Origin of the sequence: Hydrogenophaga sp. BPS33, from assembly GCF_009859475.1 — a bacterium.
In the GTDB taxonomy this organism is placed as follows: Bacteria; Pseudomonadota; Gammaproteobacteria; order Burkholderiales; family Burkholderiaceae_C; genus Hydrogenophaga.
The window spans coordinates 5911358-5929353 of record NZ_CP044549.1 but is presented as its reverse complement, the minus strand read 5'-3'; the positions used below and the strand labels follow the sequence as shown (position 1 = coordinate 5929353).

Genomic DNA, 17996 nt, shown 5'->3' with positions numbered 1-17996 from the left:
GATCAGGTGCAAAGGCCGCCGCGCAGGGCCGCCCCCAGCAAGGCCAGCCCTCTCGGGGGGCAGCGACCCGCGCAGCGGTGGAGCGTGGGGGTGGTCATGTCAACCGGGAAAGTTTTCGGGGATCTTGGCCTTGCCGCGCGCTTCCGCGGGGCTGATCACATTGCGCTTCACCAGTTCGGAGAGGTTCTGGTCCAGCGTCTGCATGCCCACGTTGTTGCTGGTCTGGATGGTCGAGTACATCTGCGCCACCTTGGCTTCGCGGATCAGGTTGCGGATGGCGCTGGTGCCCAGCATGATCTCGTGCGCGGCCACGCGGCCCGCGCCGTCCTTGGTCTTGCACAAGGTCTGCGAGATGACCGCGACCAACGATTCGGACAACATCGCGCGCACCATATCTTTCTCTTCGGCAGGGAACACGTCGATGATCCGGTCGATCGTCTTGGCCGCGCTCGAGGTGTGGAGCGTGCCGAACACCAGGTGGCCCGTTTCGGCTGCCGTCATGGCCAGGCGAATGGTTTCCAGGTCTCGCATTTCGCCCACGAGGATGGCGTCCGGGTCTTCGCGCAGCGCGGAGCGCAGCGCGTTGGCGAAGCTCAGGGTGTGTGGCCCCACCTCACGCTGGTTCACCAGGCACTTCTTGGACTCGTGCACGAACTCGACCGGATCTTCGACCGTGAGGATGTGGCCATATTCGGTTTCGTTGAGGTGGTTGACCATGCCGGCGAGCGTGGTGGACTTGCCCGAACCGGTGGGACCGGTCACCAGCACCAGCCCGCGCGGACGCAAGGCGAGGTCGCCGAAGATCTTGGGCGCGTTGAGCTGCTCGAGCGTGAGGATCTTGCTGGGAATCGTGCGAAACACCGCACCCGCGCCCCGGTTGTGGTTGAACGCGTTGACGCGAAAACGCGACAGGCCTTCGATTTCGAATGAGAAATCGCACTCCAGGAACTCCTCGTAGTGCTTGCGTTGGCTGTCGTTCATGATGTCGTACACCATGCCGTGGACCATCTTGTGGTCCAGCGGTTCGACGTTGATGCGTCGCACGTCGCCATGCACCCGTATCATGGGTGGCAGGCCGGCCGAGAGGTGAAGATCCGATGCTTTGTTCTTGACGCTGAAGGCCAGCAGTTGGGTGATATCCATCCCGGGGTCCCGTGCGGTGTTGAGGTATGACGGCAGATTATGACGACGATTGAAGGCAATCTCCAAGGCCTGCGCGAGCGGATCGCGCGGGCGTGCGCGCAGGCCGGGCGCGAGTTGTCGGCGGTCTCTTTGCTGGCGGTTTCCAAGACCTTCGGACCTGACGCCGTTCGTCAGGCACAGGCCGCCGGCCAGCGCTCTTTCGGTGAGAACTATGTGCAGGAAGGGGTCGAGAAAATCCTCGCGTTGCGCGAGTTCCCGGCATCGCAGGGCGAGCCTCTGGTATGGCACTGCATCGGCCCTGTGCAAAGCAACAAGACCCGGCTGGTGGCAGCGCACTTCGATTGGATGCAATCGGTGGACCGCCTGAAGATCGCGCAACGCCTGAGCGAGCAACGTCCCGAAGACATGCCGCCCTTGCAGGTGTGCGTGCAGGTCAATGTGGATGGGGGGCTCACGAAATCCGGGGTGGCCCCGAATGCCTTGCTGGCGCTGGCCGAAGCGATTGCTTCGTTGCCCCGTTTGAAGTTGCGCGGGCTGATGTGCATCCCCGAACCGGTCGAGGGCTTCGAGGCTCAGCGCGACTTGTTCCTCCAGGCGCGCCTGCTGTTCGATCGCCTGAACGACGAGGGCTTCGGGCTCGACACCCTGTCCATGGGCATGAGCGACGACCTGGAGGCGGCTGTGGCCGCAGGTTCGACGATGGTGCGTGTGGGGCGCGCCGTGTTTGGCAGCCGCGCGGGCAAGATCACTTCACCGGTTTGATGTTGCCGCAGGAGGCGGCCAGCCATTTGCCGCTGCCATCCATGGTCATGTTCTGCGGTTTGCCCTGGTGCGTGGACTTCATCTGCATCTGCATGGTGTAGGCGGTGTCGCCGGTGAAGGTGTAGGTGCCCTCCCCGCTGGAGGGCGGGTTCTTGCAGACGAAGCTCATCTTCATCACGTTGCCGCTGCGCGAGGTGACGGTGTTGGTGCAATCGCCTTTCTCCTGCACCGGCAGGTCCTGCTTCGCGGCCATTTCGGGCGTGATGCAGAGCTTCGTGCTCATGCCGCCGCCGGCCGCTGCGCTGGGCATCGACATGCCTTGCTTGGCCAGCATGTCTTCCATCTGCTTGCGCTGCGCGGGCGGCATGCTGGCCATCTGCTTCTGCATCTGGGCCATGGCCTGGTCCATCTGCGGATTGCCACCCATCTTGCTTTGCATTTCCCACAGGCCTGGCTTGATGCTCTGGGCCTGGGCGGTGGCGCAGAGGGCGGCGGTGCAGACGAGCAGGGCGGTACGGATGAGAGGCATGGGAGCTCCGGTGGTGGGTGCGGACATTGTGCGAAGGCGCCGTGGCCTGTCAACGCCGATGTCTATGGATTTTGGTGAAAAGTTCGGTCGATTGGCCGGCAATATGCCCCAAATCACCAATCCCATGGGTCCCCTGAGTTCACCATGCCTCGTTCGTTAGACCGTCTGCCGTTTCCCACCGACCCGAGGCTGAGGGGCGTGGCGCGGATGGCGCCACTTGCAGTCTGTCCCGCTCAACGAAAGAATCCCATCTCGCGATGGCTATGTCCGCCGTCCAGCGCCGTGCGCCACTCTGATGCAGACTTCGTCCACCATGCCCGCCCACATGCCCCCCGCTCCCCGTCCCGACGTTGCCGCCCACCCGCGCCCTCTCGACGCGGGTTGGCGGCAATGGATCGCCGAGAACCGGCTCCGTCATTGCACGCCCGAATCGATGCTGGTCACGATGGCGCAGGCGGGTCTGGATCCGGTCGAATGCGAAGCCGCGATCCAGGCCATGGAGAGCGACCCTGCCTTTCTGGCCGCTCGCAAGTTCCAGCAGTTGCAGACCAAGCTGGAATCGGTGATGGCCAACCAGCAGAAGCTGCTCGAGCTCGACCCGCACTATGCGCAAGTGGAAAAGCGCGCCGATGTCCCGCTGGGCGAGTTCCTCGAAAAGTACGTGGTCGGCAGCCGCCCGCTGGTGCTCACCGACGTGGCGCGCGACTGGCCCGCCATGGCGCGCTGGTCGCCGCAGGATTTGCGCGCGCGTTTTGGCCATTTGCAGGTCGAGGTGCAGGCCGAGCGCAGCGCCGATCCGAACTACGAGGTCAACAAGCTGGACCACAGGCGCAGCGTGCGCCTGTCGGACTTCGTGGACCAGGTGCTGGCCGGCGGCGTGACCAACGACTACTACCTCACTGCCAACAACGAAATGCTCAGCCGCCCCGAGTTCGCGCCGATCCTGGCCGACATCGGCAGCCTGCCCGGGTTCTGTGACCGCAGCCAGCTGTCGCAGCGTTCCTCGTTCTGGTTCGGCCCCGCGGGCACCGTCACGCCCCTTCACCACGACACGCTCATGCTGTGCCACACGCAAATCGTGGGCCGCAAGCGCTGGCGCTTCATCTCGCCGTTGCAAACACCGCTGCTGTACAACCACTTCGAGGTTTACAGCCCGATCGATATCGACCGGCCCGACCTGCACCGCTATCCCCTGTTCGAGCAGGCCACGGTGCTGGAGGTGGTGGTGGAGCCCGGAGAGACGGTGTTCCTGCCGCTGGGCTGGTGGCACCAGGTCACCGCGCTGGACGTGAGCCTGTCGTTCTCGTTCTCCAACCTCGCCGTGCCCAACCACTACCCGTTCCAGAACCCGGGCATCACCAACTGGTGAGGCGGGCCCCGTCGCCGCTCAGGACAGGATCATCATGCCCGAGCTGGTGGTGTGCAGCAGCGCGTCCAGCGCCTCGATGGGCAGTGGTTTGGCGAAGAGATGCCCCTGAAACTGGTCGCAGCCCTGATAGGCCAGAAAATCGCGTTGCTCCTGGGTTTCCACGCCTTCGGCCACCACCTGCAAGCCCAGGCTTTGCGCCAACGCGATGATGGCGCGCGAGATGGCCGCGTCGTTCGGGTCGGTCAAGACATCGGCCACGAAGCCCTTGTCGATCTTGAGCTGGTCCAGCGGCAGGCGCTTGAGCACCGACAGGGACGAGTAGCCGACGCCAAAGTCGTCCAGCGACAGCGTGACGCCCAGCGCCTTGAGCATGCCCATCTTGTTGATGGTGATTTCCATGCGGTCGGCCAGCAGGCTCTCGGTGAGCTCCAGCTTGAGCTTGTGCGGGCGAATGCCGGTGTGCTTGATCGCGTCGACCACCATGTCGACGAAGTCGGGATGGCGGAACTGGCGCACGCTCACGTTCACCGCGATGCTCAGGCTCGACGTCTGGGCGCTGTCCGCCCAGGCCGCCAGCTGGTTGCAGGCGGTTTCGAGCACCCATTGCCCCAGGGGCAGAATCAGGCCGGTGTCCTCGGCAACGGGAATGAAGTCGGCGGGGGACACCAGGCCGCGCTCGGGGTGCTGCCAGCGCACCAGGGCTTCCACACCGGTGATCACGCCCACGCGGTCCACCTGAGGTTGGTAGTAGACGACGAACTGGTTGGCGCTGAGCGCCACCCGCAGTTCCGAGCTCACGGTGGCATTGGCGCTCACGGAAGCCTGCATGGCCGGATCGAAGAAACACAGGGTGTTGCGCCCCAGCGATTTGGCCTGGTACATCGCGAGGTCGGCCTGTTTGAGCAACTCGCCCACGTCGCTCTGCTGACCGTTGAACGAGGTCACACCGATGCTGGGTGTGGCGAAGTGCTGGTGGCCGCCGGTGAGCTGGAAAGGTTCGCGCAGCGTGTGCAGCACCTTTTCGCCCAGGGCCTTGGCTTTGTAGGCAGCGGCGTCGGGGTCGGCGCTCAGGTCATCGACCATCACCACGAATTCGTCGCCACCCAGGCGCGCCACCATGTCGGTCTTGCGCACGCTGCGCGTGAGCCGCTGGGCCACCTTCTGCAGCAACTGGTCGCCCATGTGGTGGCCCAGCGAATCGTTCAGGATCTTGAAGTTGTCGAGGTCGATGAACATCAGCGCGCCGTATTGGCCCGAGCGCGCGCACGCGGCCAGCGCCTGCTGCAGGCGGTCCAGGAGCAGTTGCCGGTTGGGCAGGTCGGTCAGCGCATCGTAGAACGCCAGGTGGCGGATCATGTCCTCGGCCGTCTTGCGCTGCGTGATGTCGCGGCCCACCGCCACCCAGTGCGTGATGTCTTCGGCCGTGGCCTGCACCGACACCACTTCGAGTTCGACCCAGAACATCGCGCCGTTCTTGCGCCGAACCATCAGCTCGGTGCGCGCCTGCCGCGTCTGCTGCAGGCTGCGCCCCAACTCGCTGAGCTTGGTGATCGTGGGGTCCAGGTCCAGCAGCATGCGTGGCGTCTGCCCCAGTACTTCGGCACGGCTGTAGCCGGTGTGCTGCTCGAAGGCATCGTTGACGAACACGATGCGCGGCTCCAGCTCGCTGCCGGTGGCGGTTTCGGCGATGGCCACAATGTCGTTCAGGCGGGAGACGCTGGTCTCCAGCAGCATCAGCTGTTCCTGCGACCGGCGGCGTTCGGTCACGTCGCGGAAATACACCGCCAAGCCCTCGGCGAAGGGGTAGGCCCGCACCTCCAGCCATTTGCCCAGTGTCGGGAAATAGTCTTCCAACTCCACGCGACGGTTGGTGTGGAGCGACTTGGTCAACTGGTCCCTGAGACGTTGTGCCAACGCCGGGCTGAAGTCTTGCCAGACCTCCATGCCCAGCAGATCGCCCGTGGTTTTCTGCAGCAGGCGCTCGCTTTCCTGGTTGAGGTAGGTGAAGCAGCATTGCCGGTCCAGCGTGACGAACGCTTCGGTGATGCTGGCCAGCGTGGTCGTGAGGCGCATGGCCAGGCGCAGCGTGTCCTGTTGCGCCTGCTTCTGCGCCGAGATGTCCTGGATGGCGCCCTGGATGCGCGCGATCTCGCCGTTGGCGCGCCGCACCGCGTTGCCCACGGTACGCACCCACTTCGCGGGACCGCCATCGACCGTGATCTGGATCTCTTCGTCGAACCCCTCGCCATGCTGCGCGCAGCGCTCCAGACGCTGGCGGATGCCATTGCGCCATTCGGGGGTGTAGCGCTGCACCATGTCCTCGAGATTGCGGACCCGGTGGTGGTCGCTCAGTCCCATGATGGTGGCGAACTCGTCCGAGTGGACCACCTCGTGGGTGGACAGCTGCAGCGACCAACTGCCCGCGCCTGCCGTGTGTTCGGTCAGGTTGAGGCGGCTTTCGCTCTCGCGCAGCACGCTGGCGTTGTACTGTTCGGCATGCTCGCAGCGGCGCGCCAGCGCCAGCACTTCCGACGCATGGCGCGCCAGAAGCTGCTGCGCTGGGGCGTCTGGCGCCGGCTGCGCGCGCGGCGACCGGTCGAGCAGCAACAGCGCCAGGCCTGTGGCGCCGCCGTGGGTCGGCAGCGGCAACCAGTGGCCATACCGGTACGGCTGCGCATCGGCGCCGGATGTGGGCAGCCACGCCTGCGCCGCGGGCTCTGCCAGGCAGTTCGCGCAGGCGGACAGGACCGCCGGGAGGGCTGCGGGGGGCACGCCGTGCGCGCTCAACACCTGTGGGGGTGAACGCGAGGCATCGATCAGCAAGGCGCCTTCGGTCGATTGCATGCACGCTGCCATCTCCACCAGGCGGCCCAGCTCCTCTTGCAGCACGGGAGCGGTTTGCGCATCTGGGTGGTCAACGGCGGAATCGGGCATGGGGTCGAGGGAGGTTTGTTCAGCGCTCGGCACCGCGCGCTTTGTCATGGAGATTGCTTGTATGCGGACTATGTTCGCAAGAGCGCGTGAATTTCTGCACGGCAAGGGTGGCTTGGGCAGGTATTTGTAACAAAAATGTTAGGCTTTGTTGCTTGTGTTCTAACATACGCCCTTGTCGAACCGCAGCACTGCGCACTGCTGTTTCCCATATCGGCACCGTGCATCGAAATTTTGAGGGGTTTGATTGTGAGCACTCTCGCAGAACTCAGACAATACAGCGACGTTTCCAGTTTGAAGTCCGCACTGCACACCTTGTGCAGCGAGTTTGGCCGCATCACACGTTTGGACATTCTCACGGCCATGCACGAAGGCACGAAACAGGCGATCTGCTTTCTGCGCATGGAACGTCCGGAGCAGGAGCTCCAGCTCATGAAGAGTTTGGGCGTCGGGCGGTTCGGCGGTGAAGTGGTCTTCGTGCTCAACCTGAATGTGCCCGTGACCGCCGAGGACGGCCCGTCGTCGCAATGGGCGGACTCCGACATTTACTGACGCCCGCGGTGGGTACGCAGCCCGGCGGCGTCGAGCGCCGTCAGATCAAATCGCCAAAGTCCGTGGTGCGCACGCCAGCGCTGGGCAATTGGGGCGAGGTCTGGTTGATGTTGATCCAGAACTCGCACACATGCTTCATGGCGCTGAGGAACTGCGAGAACTCGGTGGGCTTGGCGATGTAGGCATTGGTGCCGGCGTCGTAGGCTCGCAGCAGGTCGCTCGGTTCGGTGGACGATGTCAGCACCACCACGGGAATGTTGTGCAGAGCGTCCGAGCCTTTGATTTCCTTGAGCACACCAATGCCGTCGAGCAACGGCATTTTCAAGTCCAGCAGCACCAGCGTGGGGTTGCTGCCCGAGCGGTTGCTGAAGCCGTTGCGGCGGTGCAGGTAGTCCAGCGCCTGCATGCCGTCGGACACGTGCGTCACCCTGCCGTCCAGCCCATGGCGGGCCAGCGCCAGCTTGGTCAATTCGGCATCGTCCGGATTGTCTTCAACAAGGAGAATGGCGTCGGCGGTTTTGCTCATGGTTCCAGGGCAGCAGGCATCGAGTCGTGTGGGAGCTCGAAGCCGGACGCCTTTTCAAAAGGTAGTGAAAAATAGAATACACTGCCTTCGCCAAGCTGACTTTCAGCCCAGATGGTGCCGCCGTGCCGCTCAATGATGCGCCGCGTGAGTGCCAAGCCGATGCCGGTGCCCTCGAACTCCGAGGCCCGGTGCAGACGCTGAAAAACACCAAACAGTTTTTGCGCGTATTTTGTGTCAAAACCCACGCCATTGTCACGGACAAAGAAGGTGTAGCCCACCATCGGGTCCAGGCTCCACCCCACCTCGATGCGGGTTCTTTCACGCGGGCGGGTGTATTTGTAGGCATTGCCCAACAGATTGGCCCACACCTCGCGCAGCAGCAGCGCATCACCTTGAACGACGGGCAGGTCGGGCGCGATGACCCAGTCCACGACGCGGCCCTCGGTGTCGTGTCCGATCTGGTTGGCGACCGCGTCCACCAGCAAGGTGAAGTCCACCGCGGTCAGGTTCACGGCCGAGCGGCCCAGGCGAGAGAACGCGAGCAGTCCGTCGATGAGCTGGCTCATGTGCCGCGCGGAATTGCCAATGGTGCTCAGGTACCGGGCGCTGACCTCGTCGCACTTGCCCCCGAGATGTTCCTCCAGCAGGCTGACGAAGCTGGAAATGTGGCGCAAGGGTGAGCGCAGGTCGTGCGAGACGGAGTAGGAGAAGGACTCCAGGTCCTTGTTGGCGGCCAGCAACTGCTCGGTGCGCTCCACCACGCGGTTCTCCAGCTCGTCGTTGATGTTGCGCATCAGATCGTCGAGCCGCTTCGCGTCGGTCATGTCGCGGTTGATCTTGGCGAAGCCTTTGAGTTCGCCGCTGTCGTCGCGCAGTGCGATCAGCACCGAGTGGGACCAGTACTGCGAGCCATCCTTGCGGCTGTGCCAGTTGTGCAGTTCGTGCTGTCCGCGCGAGGCGGCCAGGCGCAGCATCTGGTTGGCGCTGACCTCGCCGTATTCCGGGTTGGCAGGATCGAACAGCACGCCATAGTGGCGGCCTGTCATCTGGGCGGGCGAATAGCCGTCCATGCGCTGGGCGCTGTCGGTCCAGTGGGTGATGATGCCGTCGGAGTCCAGGAAGAAGATGCAGTAGTCGCGCAGGTTGTCCACCATCAGGCGGAAGCGTTGCTCGCTTTCCAGCAGCTCGGTGGAGCGTTCGCTGATGCGGTTTTCCAATTCTTCGTTCAGATGCACCACGCGTTCTTCGATCCGCTTGCGCTCCGTGATGTCGACCACGGTCGTGTTGCTGAGCAGAAAGCGGCCTTCGCTGTCGCGCACGGCAGACGACGACAGCAGCGCGTGGAAGATGGTGCCATCGCGGCGGCGCAACGTGTATTCCTGCGCTTCAAGGGCGTCGTCGCTCTGGACCTGTTGCAAGCGTCGGTCGAGCAGATCGGCCTGATGCGGGAGCATGAACGCGCGGAAGTTCAGCTTGCCCACCACCTCTTCGCGCGTGTAGCCCAGCCACTCCAGCTCGGTGTCGTTCATGGACACGACGGCGCCGGTGATGTCGAGGGAATGGTAGCCGCAGGGCGCCTGGTTGTAGAGCGCCTGCGAATGGCGCAGGGCGTCGTTGAGCTGCAGGTTGGCCTCGCGCACCTGGTCTTCGGAGGCCTTGCGCTCCGAGATGTCGAGCATCTGGATGATGATGCCCTGCACCTGGCCGGCTTCCCAATAGGGGGTGTATTCGATGCTGGCGTAGAAGCCATGGCCGTCGGGGAAGGCCCGTTCGCCTTCGAAGCGCTGTATCTCGCCAGCGAGGGCGGCCGTGAGCTTTGCGCGGGAGGCCTCGAAGTCTTCGGCGCGCGCGATCTCCCGCAGATGCTTGCCGATCAATTGGCGGGCATCGCCCCGGGACCAGCGGGCGTAGCTGGCATTGGCGAACCTGCAGACGAGGTCTCGGTCGAAGAAGGCGAGTTGCGCCGGTACGCTGTTGGTGATGGCTTGCAGGAAGTTGCCTTGCGCCGCCAACGCGTTCTCGGCGGCCTTGCGCGCCGTGATGTCGATTACCATGTTGTTCGAGCGCACGAAGCGACCCTGGCTGTCTTGCACAGCGGTGCTGCTCACTAGGGCCAGGAAGGTGCTTCCGTCGCGCCGGCGCAGGGTCACTTCGGATGGCTCGAGTTTCTCGCCTCGCCGCATGCGGGCCAGGCGCTCGCTGGCCATGTCCAGCTGCTCGGGCAGCATGACATCGCGAAAATGCAAGCGACCGACGACGTCTTCGCGTTCGTAGCCCAGCCATTCGAGCTCGGTGCGGTTCATCATCACGACCGTGCCATGGGCATCGAGCGAGTGGTAGCCACAGGGTGCCTGGTTGTAGAGCATCTGCGCGTCGCGCAACGCCAGGGCCACACGTTCCTTGGCCTCGGCAAGCTCTTCCGTGCGTTGGCGCACCCGCGCCTCGAGCTCGGCGTTGATTTCCTCCTGTTGCCGGTGCAACGCCGTGATGTCGCGCGACACCGCCAGCAGCATCACGGGCTGGCCTTGGACATCGCCAATGGGGGTGACCATGGTGTCCCACCATTTCGGCGTGCCCTTGAAGGTCGTGCCAAAGGCGACGAAGCGAGCACCTTTGCCCTGGCGCGCGCTCTCCAGTGCCTCACGGGCCAGCGTGGCGCCGTCGTCGGACCACCAGGTGGTCCAGTCGCTGTTGCGCACCGCTTCGAAGTCGTCCACTTCGACCAGCCTGCAACCCTGGGCCGTCATCTGCACCACATGGCCCTGCAGATCCAGCACTTTCATGCAGTCGGGGCTGCTGGCCACGATCTGCCGGTTGAGCTCGTCCTTGATGCGCGCGTCGGCTTCGAGCGTGCGCATCTGCGTGATGTCCTGTATGAAGCCGAGCTGGCCGGTGATGGCGCCATGGGCATCGCGCAATGCCGCGTTGCGCACCAGCACATGGGCGATGTCGTTGTCTGGGCGCACCAGACGGAATTCGACACTGAGGCTTTCACCGGTGGCAATGCCGTGCGCCCACCGTTCCTGCACGCGCTCCAGGTCGTCGGGGTGGACGCGCTTGAGCCAGCCGAAATTGGGGAAGTCATTGCGCGACAGTGCAAAGAGACTCTGCAACTTCTCATTGACGTGCGTCAGCAGGCCCGCGCAATCGGTGCGAAAAATCCCGATCGGGAAGACGCTTGTCAGGGCTTCGTATTCCAGTTGCAGTGCGTCCGCCGGCGACGCGGTGTCCAGCGTCAGGGACAGGGGAAGGTCGGCCTGCGAGGGTGTGTTGCCCTGGCCACGCGCTTCGTCCTGGCGTTGGCCGCTGAGCTGCTGCGCGTAGCTGCGGCGCAAGTGTTCGTTTTCCGCGCGCAGCGTCTCCAGTTCCAGCAGGAGCGCGCGCTCGCGTTCCTCGGCCGCCTTCTCGGGCCGTTGGGCGCTGGAACGCCGGTTGGGCGGCGGGAAAGTCGTGCTCATGCGTGCGCCACTTTACCCCAGGGTATACGGCGCACGGCGTGATATTTGACAGTCAGAAGCGGGGCAGCTCCGGGTGAGAAATCCGCCCCGCGCGCACCAGCATCCGACCATACTCAGCACAACGTTGCAGGGTCGGGATGACCTTGCCCGGGTTGAGTAGCCCGTTGGTATCAAACGCGCGTTTCAAGCCAAACATTTGTGTGTTTTCTTCGGTGGAAAACTGCACGCACATGCTGTTGAGCTTTTCCACGCCCACGCCGTGTTCGCCGGTGACCGTGCCGCCCATGGCCACGCTGGTTTCCAGGATGTCGGCGCCGAATTGCTCGCAGCGGCGCAACTGGTCGGGGTCGTTGGCGTCGAACAGGATGAGCGGATGCAGATTGCCATCGCCTGCGTGGAACACATTGGCGCAGCGCAGGCCGTACTTCTTCTCCATCTCGGCGATGGCGAGCAGGATGTCGGCCAGGCGCTTGCGCGGAATGGTCGAATCCATGCACATGTAGTCGGGGCTGATGCGCCCGCTTGCCGGAAACGCGTTCTTGCGTCCGCTCCAGAAGCGCAGGCGTTCGGCTTCGTCTCGGCTGACGGCGATCGCGGTGGCGCCGCAGTTGCGCAGTACCGCGCTCATGCGTTCGATTTCTTCGGCCACTTCTTCCGGTGTGCCGTCGCTCTCGCACAGCAGGATGGCTTCTGCATCCAGGTCGTAGCCCGCGTGCACGAAGTCTTCCACCGCCGCGGTCATGGGTTTGTCCATCATCTCCAGCCCGGCCGGAATGATGCCGGCCGCGATGACCGAGGCCACTGCATCGCCGGCTTTGCGCATGTCGTCGAAGCTGGCCATGATGCAGCGCGCCAGTTGGGGTTTGGGCACGAGCTTGACGGTGACTTCGGTGGCCACGGCGAGCATGCCTTCGCTGCCGATCACCAGCGGCAACAGGTCCAGGCCGGGGGTGTCGAGCGCGTCGCCGCCGAAGGTGACAGGCTCGCCTTCGATGGTGAAGCCACGCACCGCCAATACGTTGTGCAGCGTCAGGCCGTACTTGAGGCAGTGCACGCCGCCGGAGTTCTCGGCCACGTTGCCGCCGATGGTGCAGGCGATCTGGCTGCTCGGATCGGGCGCGTAGTACAGGCCCAGCGGCGCTGCGGCTTCGGAGATCGCCAGGTTGCGCACGCCGGCTTGCACCACCGCTGTGCGCGAGCGCGCGTCCACCCGCACGATGCGGTTGAACTTCGCGAGCGAGAGCGTGACGCCCTGTGCGTGGGGCATGGCGCCGCCCGACAGGCCGGTGCCGGCGCCGCGCGCGACCACCGGCACGTTCAGGCCGTGGCAGGTCTTGAGCACCGCGGCCACCTCCTCTTCGGTTTCGGGCAACACCACCACCAGCGGGCGCTCCCGGTAGGCGGTGAGGCCATCGCATTCGTAGGGCACGGTGTCTTCGCTGTGCCAGAGCAGGGCGTGCTTGGGCACCACGGCTTGCAGCGCGTGCACCACGGTGGCCTGCCGACTGGCCCGCTGCAGTGGTGCGTGTTCGTTGGGTTTCGGGGGGGCGTTCATGTCGGGGTGTGCGCGGAGAAATCAAGGGCTTTGGCAGTCTAGGCCAAACGCCTGCGCGTAGTGTGAAGAATCTTGCAGGGTCTTGTGAACACGGCCATGGGCGCGGTCGAACGGCTCTTGAAATCCAGTGGGGCGTCATCATGTTTTGTGCATCGCAGGACGCGCGTCGCGTTCCTGGAATCCAACCTTCATCAGGAGCTTTTTCATGAACAGCCTCATTGCACGCCGCGGTTTTTTCGATGACTTCTTCAACGATGCTTCGCCCGCGTTTTATGTGAAGCCTTTGCACGGCGACGGCCTGCCCACGCAGATCCGCGTCGACGTGAAGGAGACGCCAGACGCCTATACGCTGCAAGCCGAAGTGCCCGGTGTGTCCAAGGACGACATCCAGGTCCACGTCGATGGCAAGCTGGTGACGCTGCGCGCCGAAATCAAGCAGCAGGACAGCCAGAGCGAGGGTGGCAAGCTGCTGCGCAGCGAGCGCTACTACGGCGCGGTGTCGCGCAGCTTCCAACTGCCGGTCGACGTCGAGAACAGCGCCGCCAAGGCGAAATACGAGAACGGCGTGTTGCAGCTCACGCTGCCCAAGAAGACCGCCGCGTCCGCACAACGCCTGACGATCGAGTGATCGTCTCCTAAACGCTCTTTTTGAGCCACTCGGCGAACGCCGCGCATTCCCACCGTTCCATCGCGCCCGCCTGCCAGCACAGGTAGTGCGCGTGGGGTGATGGGATGTTGCGTTCCGAGAGGCGCTCGAGCGAGCCGTTCTCGATCCACGGTGCGCCCAGCTTGAGGCGTACCAGAGCCACGCCCAGGCCTTGAGCAGCGGCATCGCACATCAGGCCGATGTCGTTGAACGACGAACCTTCCTGGGGCTCTGGCCAGTCGAGTTCGTGCGCCGCGAACCAGGTGCGCCAGGGCTCCAGCGGGCTGCGCAGCAGGGCCGCGCGTTGCAGATCCTCCGGTGCATCGAACGGGCCGTTCTCCCGGATGTAGGCGGGGGATGCCAGCGGTGTCACCTCGTCCTTGAGCAGACAGGTGTGTTCGACGTCGGCGTAGCGGCCCGTCCCGAATCGCACGGTGAGATCGGCATCTTCGGCCACCACATCGAGCAAGGGGATCGACACCTGCAAGGTGAGGTCGATCTCGGGATAGGCCTCGGTGAACTGGCGCAGGCGCGGCATCAGGATCGAGCGTGCGAAGGTGGGCGTGACCGCCAGCCTGAGCTTGCGTTTTCCAGGGGCGGTGGTGCCGCCCGGAAAGCGTTGCAGGATGCCCAGGCCTTCGCGCACGTGCGCCAGGTATTCGCTGCCTTCGATGGTCAGTGAAAAATCGGCACGGCCGAACAGCTTGACACCCAGGATCTGCTCGAGTTGCCTGACCCGATGGCTCACCGCACTGGGCGTGACGTTGAGCTCGTCCCCCGTCTGCGTGACACTGCGCAGCCGCGCCAGCGCCTCGAAGGTCAACAGGCACTGGATCGGGGGAATGCGGATGGTCATGCGGCGCTCGCGGTGGCGCTCACTTGAACACGACCGTCTTGTGTCCGTTGAGCAGCACGCGGTGTTCGCCGTGCCACTTCACCGCCCGGGCCAGCACCTGGCTCTCGGTGTCCCGTCCACGCGCGGTCAGGTCTTCCACGGCGTCGGTGTGGTCCACGCGTGCCACGTCCTGCTCGATGATCGGGCCTTCGTCCAGATCGGCCGTCACGTAGTGGGCGGTGGCGCCAATGAGCTTCACGCCACGGTCGTGCGCCTGGTAGTAAGGCTTGGCGCCTTTGAAGCTGGGCAGAAAGCTGTGGTGGATGTTGATCGCCTTGCCCGAGAGTTCGCGGCACAGGTCGTTGCTCAGCACTTGCATGTAGCGCGCCAGCACCACCAGTTCCGCGGTTTCTCCACGGATGATCTCCAGTTGCCTGGCCTCGGCCTGCGATTTGGTCGCGGCCGTCACCGGGATGTGGTGGAAGGGCACGTTGTAGCTCGCTGCCAGTTGGTAGAAGTCGCGGTGGTTGCTGATGATGGCGCGGATGTCCAGTGGCAGCAGGCCACTTTTCCAGCGGAACAGCAGGTCGTTGAGGCAATGGCCTTCCTTGCTCACGAAGATCACGGTGCGCATGGGTTCGGCCAGCGCGTGCAGGCTCCATTGCATGCCGAACGGGTCGGCAAAGGTCCGCAGGTGGGTGCGCAGATTGTCCTGGGTGAGTTGGCTGCAGGCGAATTGCACGCGCATGAAGAACAGGCCGGTGGCGTGGTCGTTGTACTGCGCGGCTTCTTCGATGTTGCCGCCGTGTTCGAGCAGGAAGCCGGAGACGGCATGCACGATGCCCGGGCGGTCCGGGCAGGACAGGGTGAGGACGTAGGTATGGAGCATGGCGTGCGCATTGTCGCAGCAAGGAGCGCAGTGGGCCTGGAGCTGCGCTTGGCAGTGGCGCCCTCGGTGCAGGGTCGCAGTGTCAGAATTCGAGCTTCCTTTTTCCCTTGTCGCAGGAGACGCCCGCATGGCCTACCAAGATCTACGCATGGACCACCAATGGCTGCCATTCACGCCGAACCGCAGCTTTCAGAAGGATCCGAGGGTTTTCGTGGCGGCCGATGGCATGCACTTCACCACGCACGATGGGCGCCAGGTGATCGATGGCATCTCCAGCCTGTGGTGCGTGGGCGCGGGCCACAACCGCAGACCGATCAATGAGGCGATCAAGCAGCAACTCGACACGCTGGACTACAGCACGGCGTTCAGCGTGAGCAACGACAAGGCGTTCCGCGCGGCCGAGAGGATCGCGGCGATGGCGCCGGGGGACCTCAACAAGGTGCTGTTCTGCAACTCCGGCAGCGAAGCCGCCGACACGGCGATGAAAGTGGCGCTGGCCTACCACCGCGCGCGCGGCGAAGGGCACCGCAACATCTTCATCGGCCGCGAACGGGGTTACCACGGCGTGGGTTTTGGCGGCATGAGCGTGGGCGGCATTCCGGCCAACCGCAAGGTGTACGGCGCGGCGCTGCTGCCGCGCGTGGACCACCTGCGCTTCATCCACGATCCGGTGAAGCACGCCTTCGTGCACAACACGGAACCCGTGTGGGACGAAGATTTGGCCGCGGAACTGGAAAATCGCATCCTGCCGCTGCACGACCCGAGCAACGTGGCCGCGGTGATCGTCGAACCCGTGGCGGGCAGCGCGGGCTGGTATGTGCCGCCCCAGGGCTATCTCAAGCGCCTGCGCGAGATCTGCGACAAGCATGGCATCCTGCTGATCTTTGACGAAGTCATCACCGGCTTTGGCCGCCTGGGCACGGCTTTCGCGTCCGACCACTATGGCGTGCAGCCCGACATGCTGACCTTCGCCAAGGCCGTCACCAACGGCGTGTTCCCGCTGGGTGGCGTGGTGTGCACCGACCGCATCTACGACGGCATGATGGCCGCGCACAGCAGCGCCCCGGACCATGCGATCGAGTTCTTCCACGGCTACACCTACTCGGGTCACCCGGTGGCTTGCGCCGCCGCGCTCGCCACGCTGGACCTGTTCCGCGAAGAAAACCTGTTTGCCCGCGCGGGCGAGATGGGCAAGGTGCTGGGCGATGCGATGCACAGCGCGCTCAAGGGCTTGCCCCATGTGATCGGTATCCGCAGCTATGGCCTGGCGGCGGCCGTGGAGTTGGCGCCGCTGGCGGGGCAGCCGGGCAAGCGCGCGTTCGATGTGTTCCTGGACTGCTTCCACCATGGCGCGTTGGTGCGCAACGCGGGCGACAACCTGGTGCTTGCGCCGCCCTACATCGTGGAGAAGGCCCAGATCGAGACCCTGGTGGGCGCGCTGGCCGACGCGATCCAGCGGCTGGGCTGAGGCCGAACGACCGCGCTCAGCGCTTCATCTGCTGCTGGAGTTCCGCGCAGTGGTCGTGCGGGGGCAGCGCGGGTGTCTGCCAGACCTGATCGGCTGGCTGTGCGCCGGTCCCGGTGTCGGTGCGGGATTGCGCCATCACCACCTGATGGCCTACGGTGGAGGGCAAGTGCAGCGGCACGCCCAGGTCGCGCCGCACGTGGCCGTTGCCGGCCACGAGCAACACGGTCTTGCCGGGAATGACGGCCTGCGCCGCGGTTTGCGCCAGCGCCTGGTCGCGCGCGACCTGGATGCGCGCCATGGGCGCGATCTGGCTCTCGGGCAGCAGTTGGCAATGGCTCTCGCGGATCGCGTCGCGCTGCGCTTGCAGGACGCTGGCGCTGACGTGGCCATCGAGCGCGGCATTGCCCATGGCGCTGCGCATCTGCGCGCGCGGCAGGTTGCCACCGATGACGGGCGCGCCGCTGCGCACGGCGGCCATCACGACCGGTCCGTACACCGGCCAGGCCCAGCCGGTCTGTTCGGTCCAGTTCAAGGCTTCGCGCACGCGCGCTTCATCGGCATCGCTGGACAGACCTTGTGTGCTGCGGCCTTGTTCCGCCATCTCCATCACCAGCGCGCCCAGCTGGCCGCGCCGGGCCAGGGCCTGCACCACGTCGCGTTGCAGCGTCTGGTGGTCAGGCGCATCGTGCTGCTCGCCGAGCAGGAGCACCGAGGTCGGCATGACGCGCGCCAGCAGATCGGGCACGGTCTGGGGCGGGCGGTGCGCGCAGGCCGTCAGCAAGGCCATGCCCAAAGCGAGTACGGCAGCGGTTCGACGGATCATGCGCGGATACTAAGCGCTTGGCGCACGATGGCGGGTGCTGCCGGTTCATGCTGACCGAGCGCCCATGAAAAAGCCCGGCGGGTGCCGGGCTCGTCGCGTGGAGCGGGGCTTGGTCAATGCATGACGACGGGCATTTGCGCCAGTGTGGCGTAACCCTCCAGCGTGTCTTCCACCTCTTCCTGCGACGGCATGTTTTGCTGCCAGGCGGTGATCTGCTGCTGGAACATCTCGGCCCAGGAGCCATCGAGGTACACCTCTTTGCCCGAGCGTTTGTCCACGATCTCGAAGCCGTGGCGGGGAATTTGCGGGCCTTCGACCTGTTCGGACTCGCCCTCGACCGGGGCATTGGCGAGGATATGGACCACAGCGAAGGCATCTGAGTCGTAAAGCATGTGCATGACTGAAATCCTTGAATACAGAAACCTGCGTTCCTGACAGACGTTATATCGGTAAATACGCGCCGATTTGCAGTTTGGATGTAGCTTTACGTGGTGACGTTCCGCCCGACTT

The 17996-nt window shown here is 64.6% G+C and carries 15 protein-coding genes; 5 read left to right on the top strand and 10 right to left on the bottom strand.

Translation table 11 applies throughout. From position 1 onward, the window contains the following. Nucleotides 1-99: 99 nt before the first annotated feature. Nucleotides 100-1143, bottom strand: a complete 1044-nt coding sequence (locus tag F9K07_RS27475) for a type IV pilus twitching motility protein PilT (RefSeq protein ID WP_159596410.1) — start codon at nucleotides 1141-1143, stop codon at nucleotides 100-102. Nucleotides 1144-1182: 39 nt separating this feature from the next. Between F9K07_RS27475 and F9K07_RS27470 the strand changes: the two genes are divergently transcribed. After that, a complete protein-coding gene (locus tag F9K07_RS27470; protein ID WP_159596409.1) occupies nucleotides 1183-1905 on the top strand; it encodes a YggS family pyridoxal phosphate-dependent enzyme in 723 nt (240 codons plus the stop codon). Here F9K07_RS27470 and F9K07_RS27465 read toward each other — a convergent pair. Continuing rightward, on the bottom strand, nucleotides 1889-2434 hold the full coding sequence (locus tag F9K07_RS27465; protein WP_159596408.1) for a DUF3617 domain-containing protein: 546 nt from the start codon (nucleotides 2432-2434) through the stop codon (nucleotides 1889-1891). The genes F9K07_RS27470 and F9K07_RS27465 overlap by 17 nt on opposite strands. 325 nt (nucleotides 2435-2759) lie before the next feature. Here F9K07_RS27465 and F9K07_RS27460 point away from each other — a divergent pair, with 325 nt between their 5' ends. After that, nucleotides 2760-3803, top strand: a complete 1044-nt coding sequence (locus F9K07_RS27460) for a cupin-like domain-containing protein (protein ID WP_159596407.1) — start codon at nucleotides 2760-2762, stop codon at nucleotides 3801-3803. An 18-nt stretch (nucleotides 3804-3821) separates the two neighbouring features. Here F9K07_RS27460 and F9K07_RS27455 read toward each other — a convergent pair whose 3' ends face one another. Beyond that, the gene (locus F9K07_RS27455; RefSeq protein ID WP_159596406.1) at nucleotides 3822-6737 is read right to left on the bottom strand and encodes a sensor domain-containing protein; all 2916 of its coding nucleotides are present in this window, start codon (nucleotides 6735-6737) and stop codon (nucleotides 3822-3824) included. Nucleotides 6738-7028: 291 nt separating this feature from the next. On the opposite strand from F9K07_RS27455, the gene F9K07_RS27450 reads away from it, so the two are divergent. After that, nucleotides 7029-7286 carry an RNA-binding protein gene (locus F9K07_RS27450; RefSeq protein WP_236581631.1) on the top strand — a complete coding sequence of 86 codons (258 nt, stop codon included), beginning with the start codon at nucleotides 7029-7031 and terminating at the stop codon, nucleotides 7284-7286. 40 nt (nucleotides 7287-7326) lie between these two features. Here the strand turns inward: F9K07_RS27450 and F9K07_RS27445 are convergent, their stop codons facing one another. The 3 genes from F9K07_RS27445 to F9K07_RS27435 are packed head-to-tail and all read right to left on the bottom strand — an operon-like array spanning nucleotide 7327 to nucleotide 12825. Next, nucleotides 7327-7812: a response regulator gene (locus F9K07_RS27445; RefSeq protein WP_159596404.1), complete on the bottom strand. Its 486-nt coding sequence runs from the start codon at nucleotides 7810-7812 to the stop codon at nucleotides 7327-7329. Beyond that, nucleotides 7809-11270 (bottom strand): PAS domain-containing sensor histidine kinase, encoded by a 3462-nt coding sequence (locus F9K07_RS27440; RefSeq protein ID WP_159596403.1) that lies wholly within the window; start codon nucleotides 11268-11270, stop codon nucleotides 7809-7811. Before F9K07_RS27440 ends, F9K07_RS27445 begins: the two co-directional genes overlap by 4 nt. A gap of 52 nt (nucleotides 11271-11322) precedes the next feature. Further along, nucleotides 11323-12825 (bottom strand): FAD-linked oxidase C-terminal domain-containing protein, encoded by a 1503-nt coding sequence (locus F9K07_RS27435; protein WP_159596402.1) that lies wholly within the window; start codon nucleotides 12823-12825, stop codon nucleotides 11323-11325. A 205-nt stretch (nucleotides 12826-13030) separates the two neighbouring features. Between F9K07_RS27435 and F9K07_RS27430 the strand changes: the two genes are divergently transcribed. Next, entirely contained in the window at nucleotides 13031-13453 is a 423-nt protein-coding gene (locus tag F9K07_RS27430) for an Hsp20/alpha crystallin family protein (protein WP_159596401.1), read from the top strand. Between the two features lie 7 nt (nucleotides 13454-13460). On the opposite strand, the gene F9K07_RS27425 is transcribed toward F9K07_RS27430, so the two are convergent. Next, on the bottom strand, nucleotides 13461-14327 hold the full coding sequence (locus F9K07_RS27425) for a LysR substrate-binding domain-containing protein (protein ID WP_159596400.1): 867 nt from the start codon (nucleotides 14325-14327) through the stop codon (nucleotides 13461-13463). A 19-nt stretch (nucleotides 14328-14346) separates the two neighbouring features. Next, on the bottom strand, nucleotides 14347-15195 hold the full coding sequence (gene purU, locus F9K07_RS27420) for a formyltetrahydrofolate deformylase (protein WP_159596399.1): 849 nt from the start codon (nucleotides 15193-15195) through the stop codon (nucleotides 14347-14349). 127 nt (nucleotides 15196-15322) lie between these two features. On the opposite strand from purU, the gene F9K07_RS27415 reads away from it, so the two are divergent. Next, the gene (locus tag F9K07_RS27415) at nucleotides 15323-16663 is read left to right on the top strand and encodes an aspartate aminotransferase family protein (RefSeq protein WP_159596398.1); all 1341 of its coding nucleotides are present in this window, start codon (nucleotides 15323-15325) and stop codon (nucleotides 16661-16663) included. Nucleotides 16664-16679: 16 nt separating this feature from the next. On the opposite strand, the gene F9K07_RS27410 is transcribed toward F9K07_RS27415, so the two are convergent. Further along, a complete protein-coding gene (locus tag F9K07_RS27410; RefSeq protein ID WP_159596397.1) occupies nucleotides 16680-17486 on the bottom strand; it encodes a ChaN family lipoprotein in 807 nt (268 codons plus the stop codon). A gap of 113 nt (nucleotides 17487-17599) precedes the next feature. Next, a complete protein-coding gene (locus F9K07_RS27405; RefSeq protein ID WP_159596396.1) occupies nucleotides 17600-17884 on the bottom strand; it encodes a BTH_I0359 family protein in 285 nt (94 codons plus the stop codon). Between the last annotated feature and the right edge of the window lie 112 nt (nucleotides 17885-17996).

Bases quoted from the DNA above. Each gene is read 5' to 3' on its own strand.
- purU (WP_159596399.1), bottom strand. From the start codon at position 15,195: ATGCTCCATACCTACGTCCTCACCCTGTCCTGCCCGGACCGCCCGGGC.
- F9K07_RS27405 (WP_159596396.1), bottom strand. From the start codon at position 17,884: ATGCACATGCTTTACGACTCAGATGCCTTCGCTGTGGTCCATATCCTC.
- F9K07_RS27455 (WP_159596406.1), bottom strand. From the start codon at position 6,737: ATGCCCGATTCCGCCGTTGACCACCCAGATGCGCAAACCGCTCCCGTG.
- F9K07_RS27465 (WP_159596408.1), bottom strand. From the start codon at position 2,434: ATGCCTCTCATCCGTACCGCCCTGCTCGTCTGCACCGCCGCCCTCTGC.
- F9K07_RS27430 (WP_159596401.1), top strand. From the start codon at position 13,031: ATGAACAGCCTCATTGCACGCCGCGGTTTTTTCGATGACTTCTTCAAC.
- F9K07_RS27410 (WP_159596397.1), bottom strand. From the start codon at position 17,486: ATGATCCGTCGAACCGCTGCCGTACTCGCTTTGGGCATGGCCTTGCTG.
- F9K07_RS27435 (WP_159596402.1), bottom strand. From the start codon at position 12,825: ATGAACGCCCCCCCGAAACCCAACGAACACGCACCACTGCAGCGGGCC.
- F9K07_RS27445 (WP_159596404.1), bottom strand. From the start codon at position 7,812: ATGAGCAAAACCGCCGACGCCATTCTCCTTGTTGAAGACAATCCGGAC.
- F9K07_RS27440 (WP_159596403.1), bottom strand. From the start codon at position 11,270: ATGAGCACGACTTTCCCGCCGCCCAACCGGCGTTCCAGCGCCCAACGG.
- F9K07_RS27415 (WP_159596398.1), top strand. From the start codon at position 15,323: ATGGCCTACCAAGATCTACGCATGGACCACCAATGGCTGCCATTCACG.
- F9K07_RS27460 (WP_159596407.1), top strand. From the start codon at position 2,760: ATGCCCCCCGCTCCCCGTCCCGACGTTGCCGCCCACCCGCGCCCTCTC.
- F9K07_RS27425 (WP_159596400.1), bottom strand. From the start codon at position 14,327: ATGACCATCCGCATTCCCCCGATCCAGTGCCTGTTGACCTTCGAGGCG.
- F9K07_RS27470 (WP_159596409.1), top strand. From the start codon at position 1,183: ATGACGACGATTGAAGGCAATCTCCAAGGCCTGCGCGAGCGGATCGCG.
- F9K07_RS27475 (WP_159596410.1), bottom strand. From the start codon at position 1,143: ATGGATATCACCCAACTGCTGGCCTTCAGCGTCAAGAACAAAGCATCG.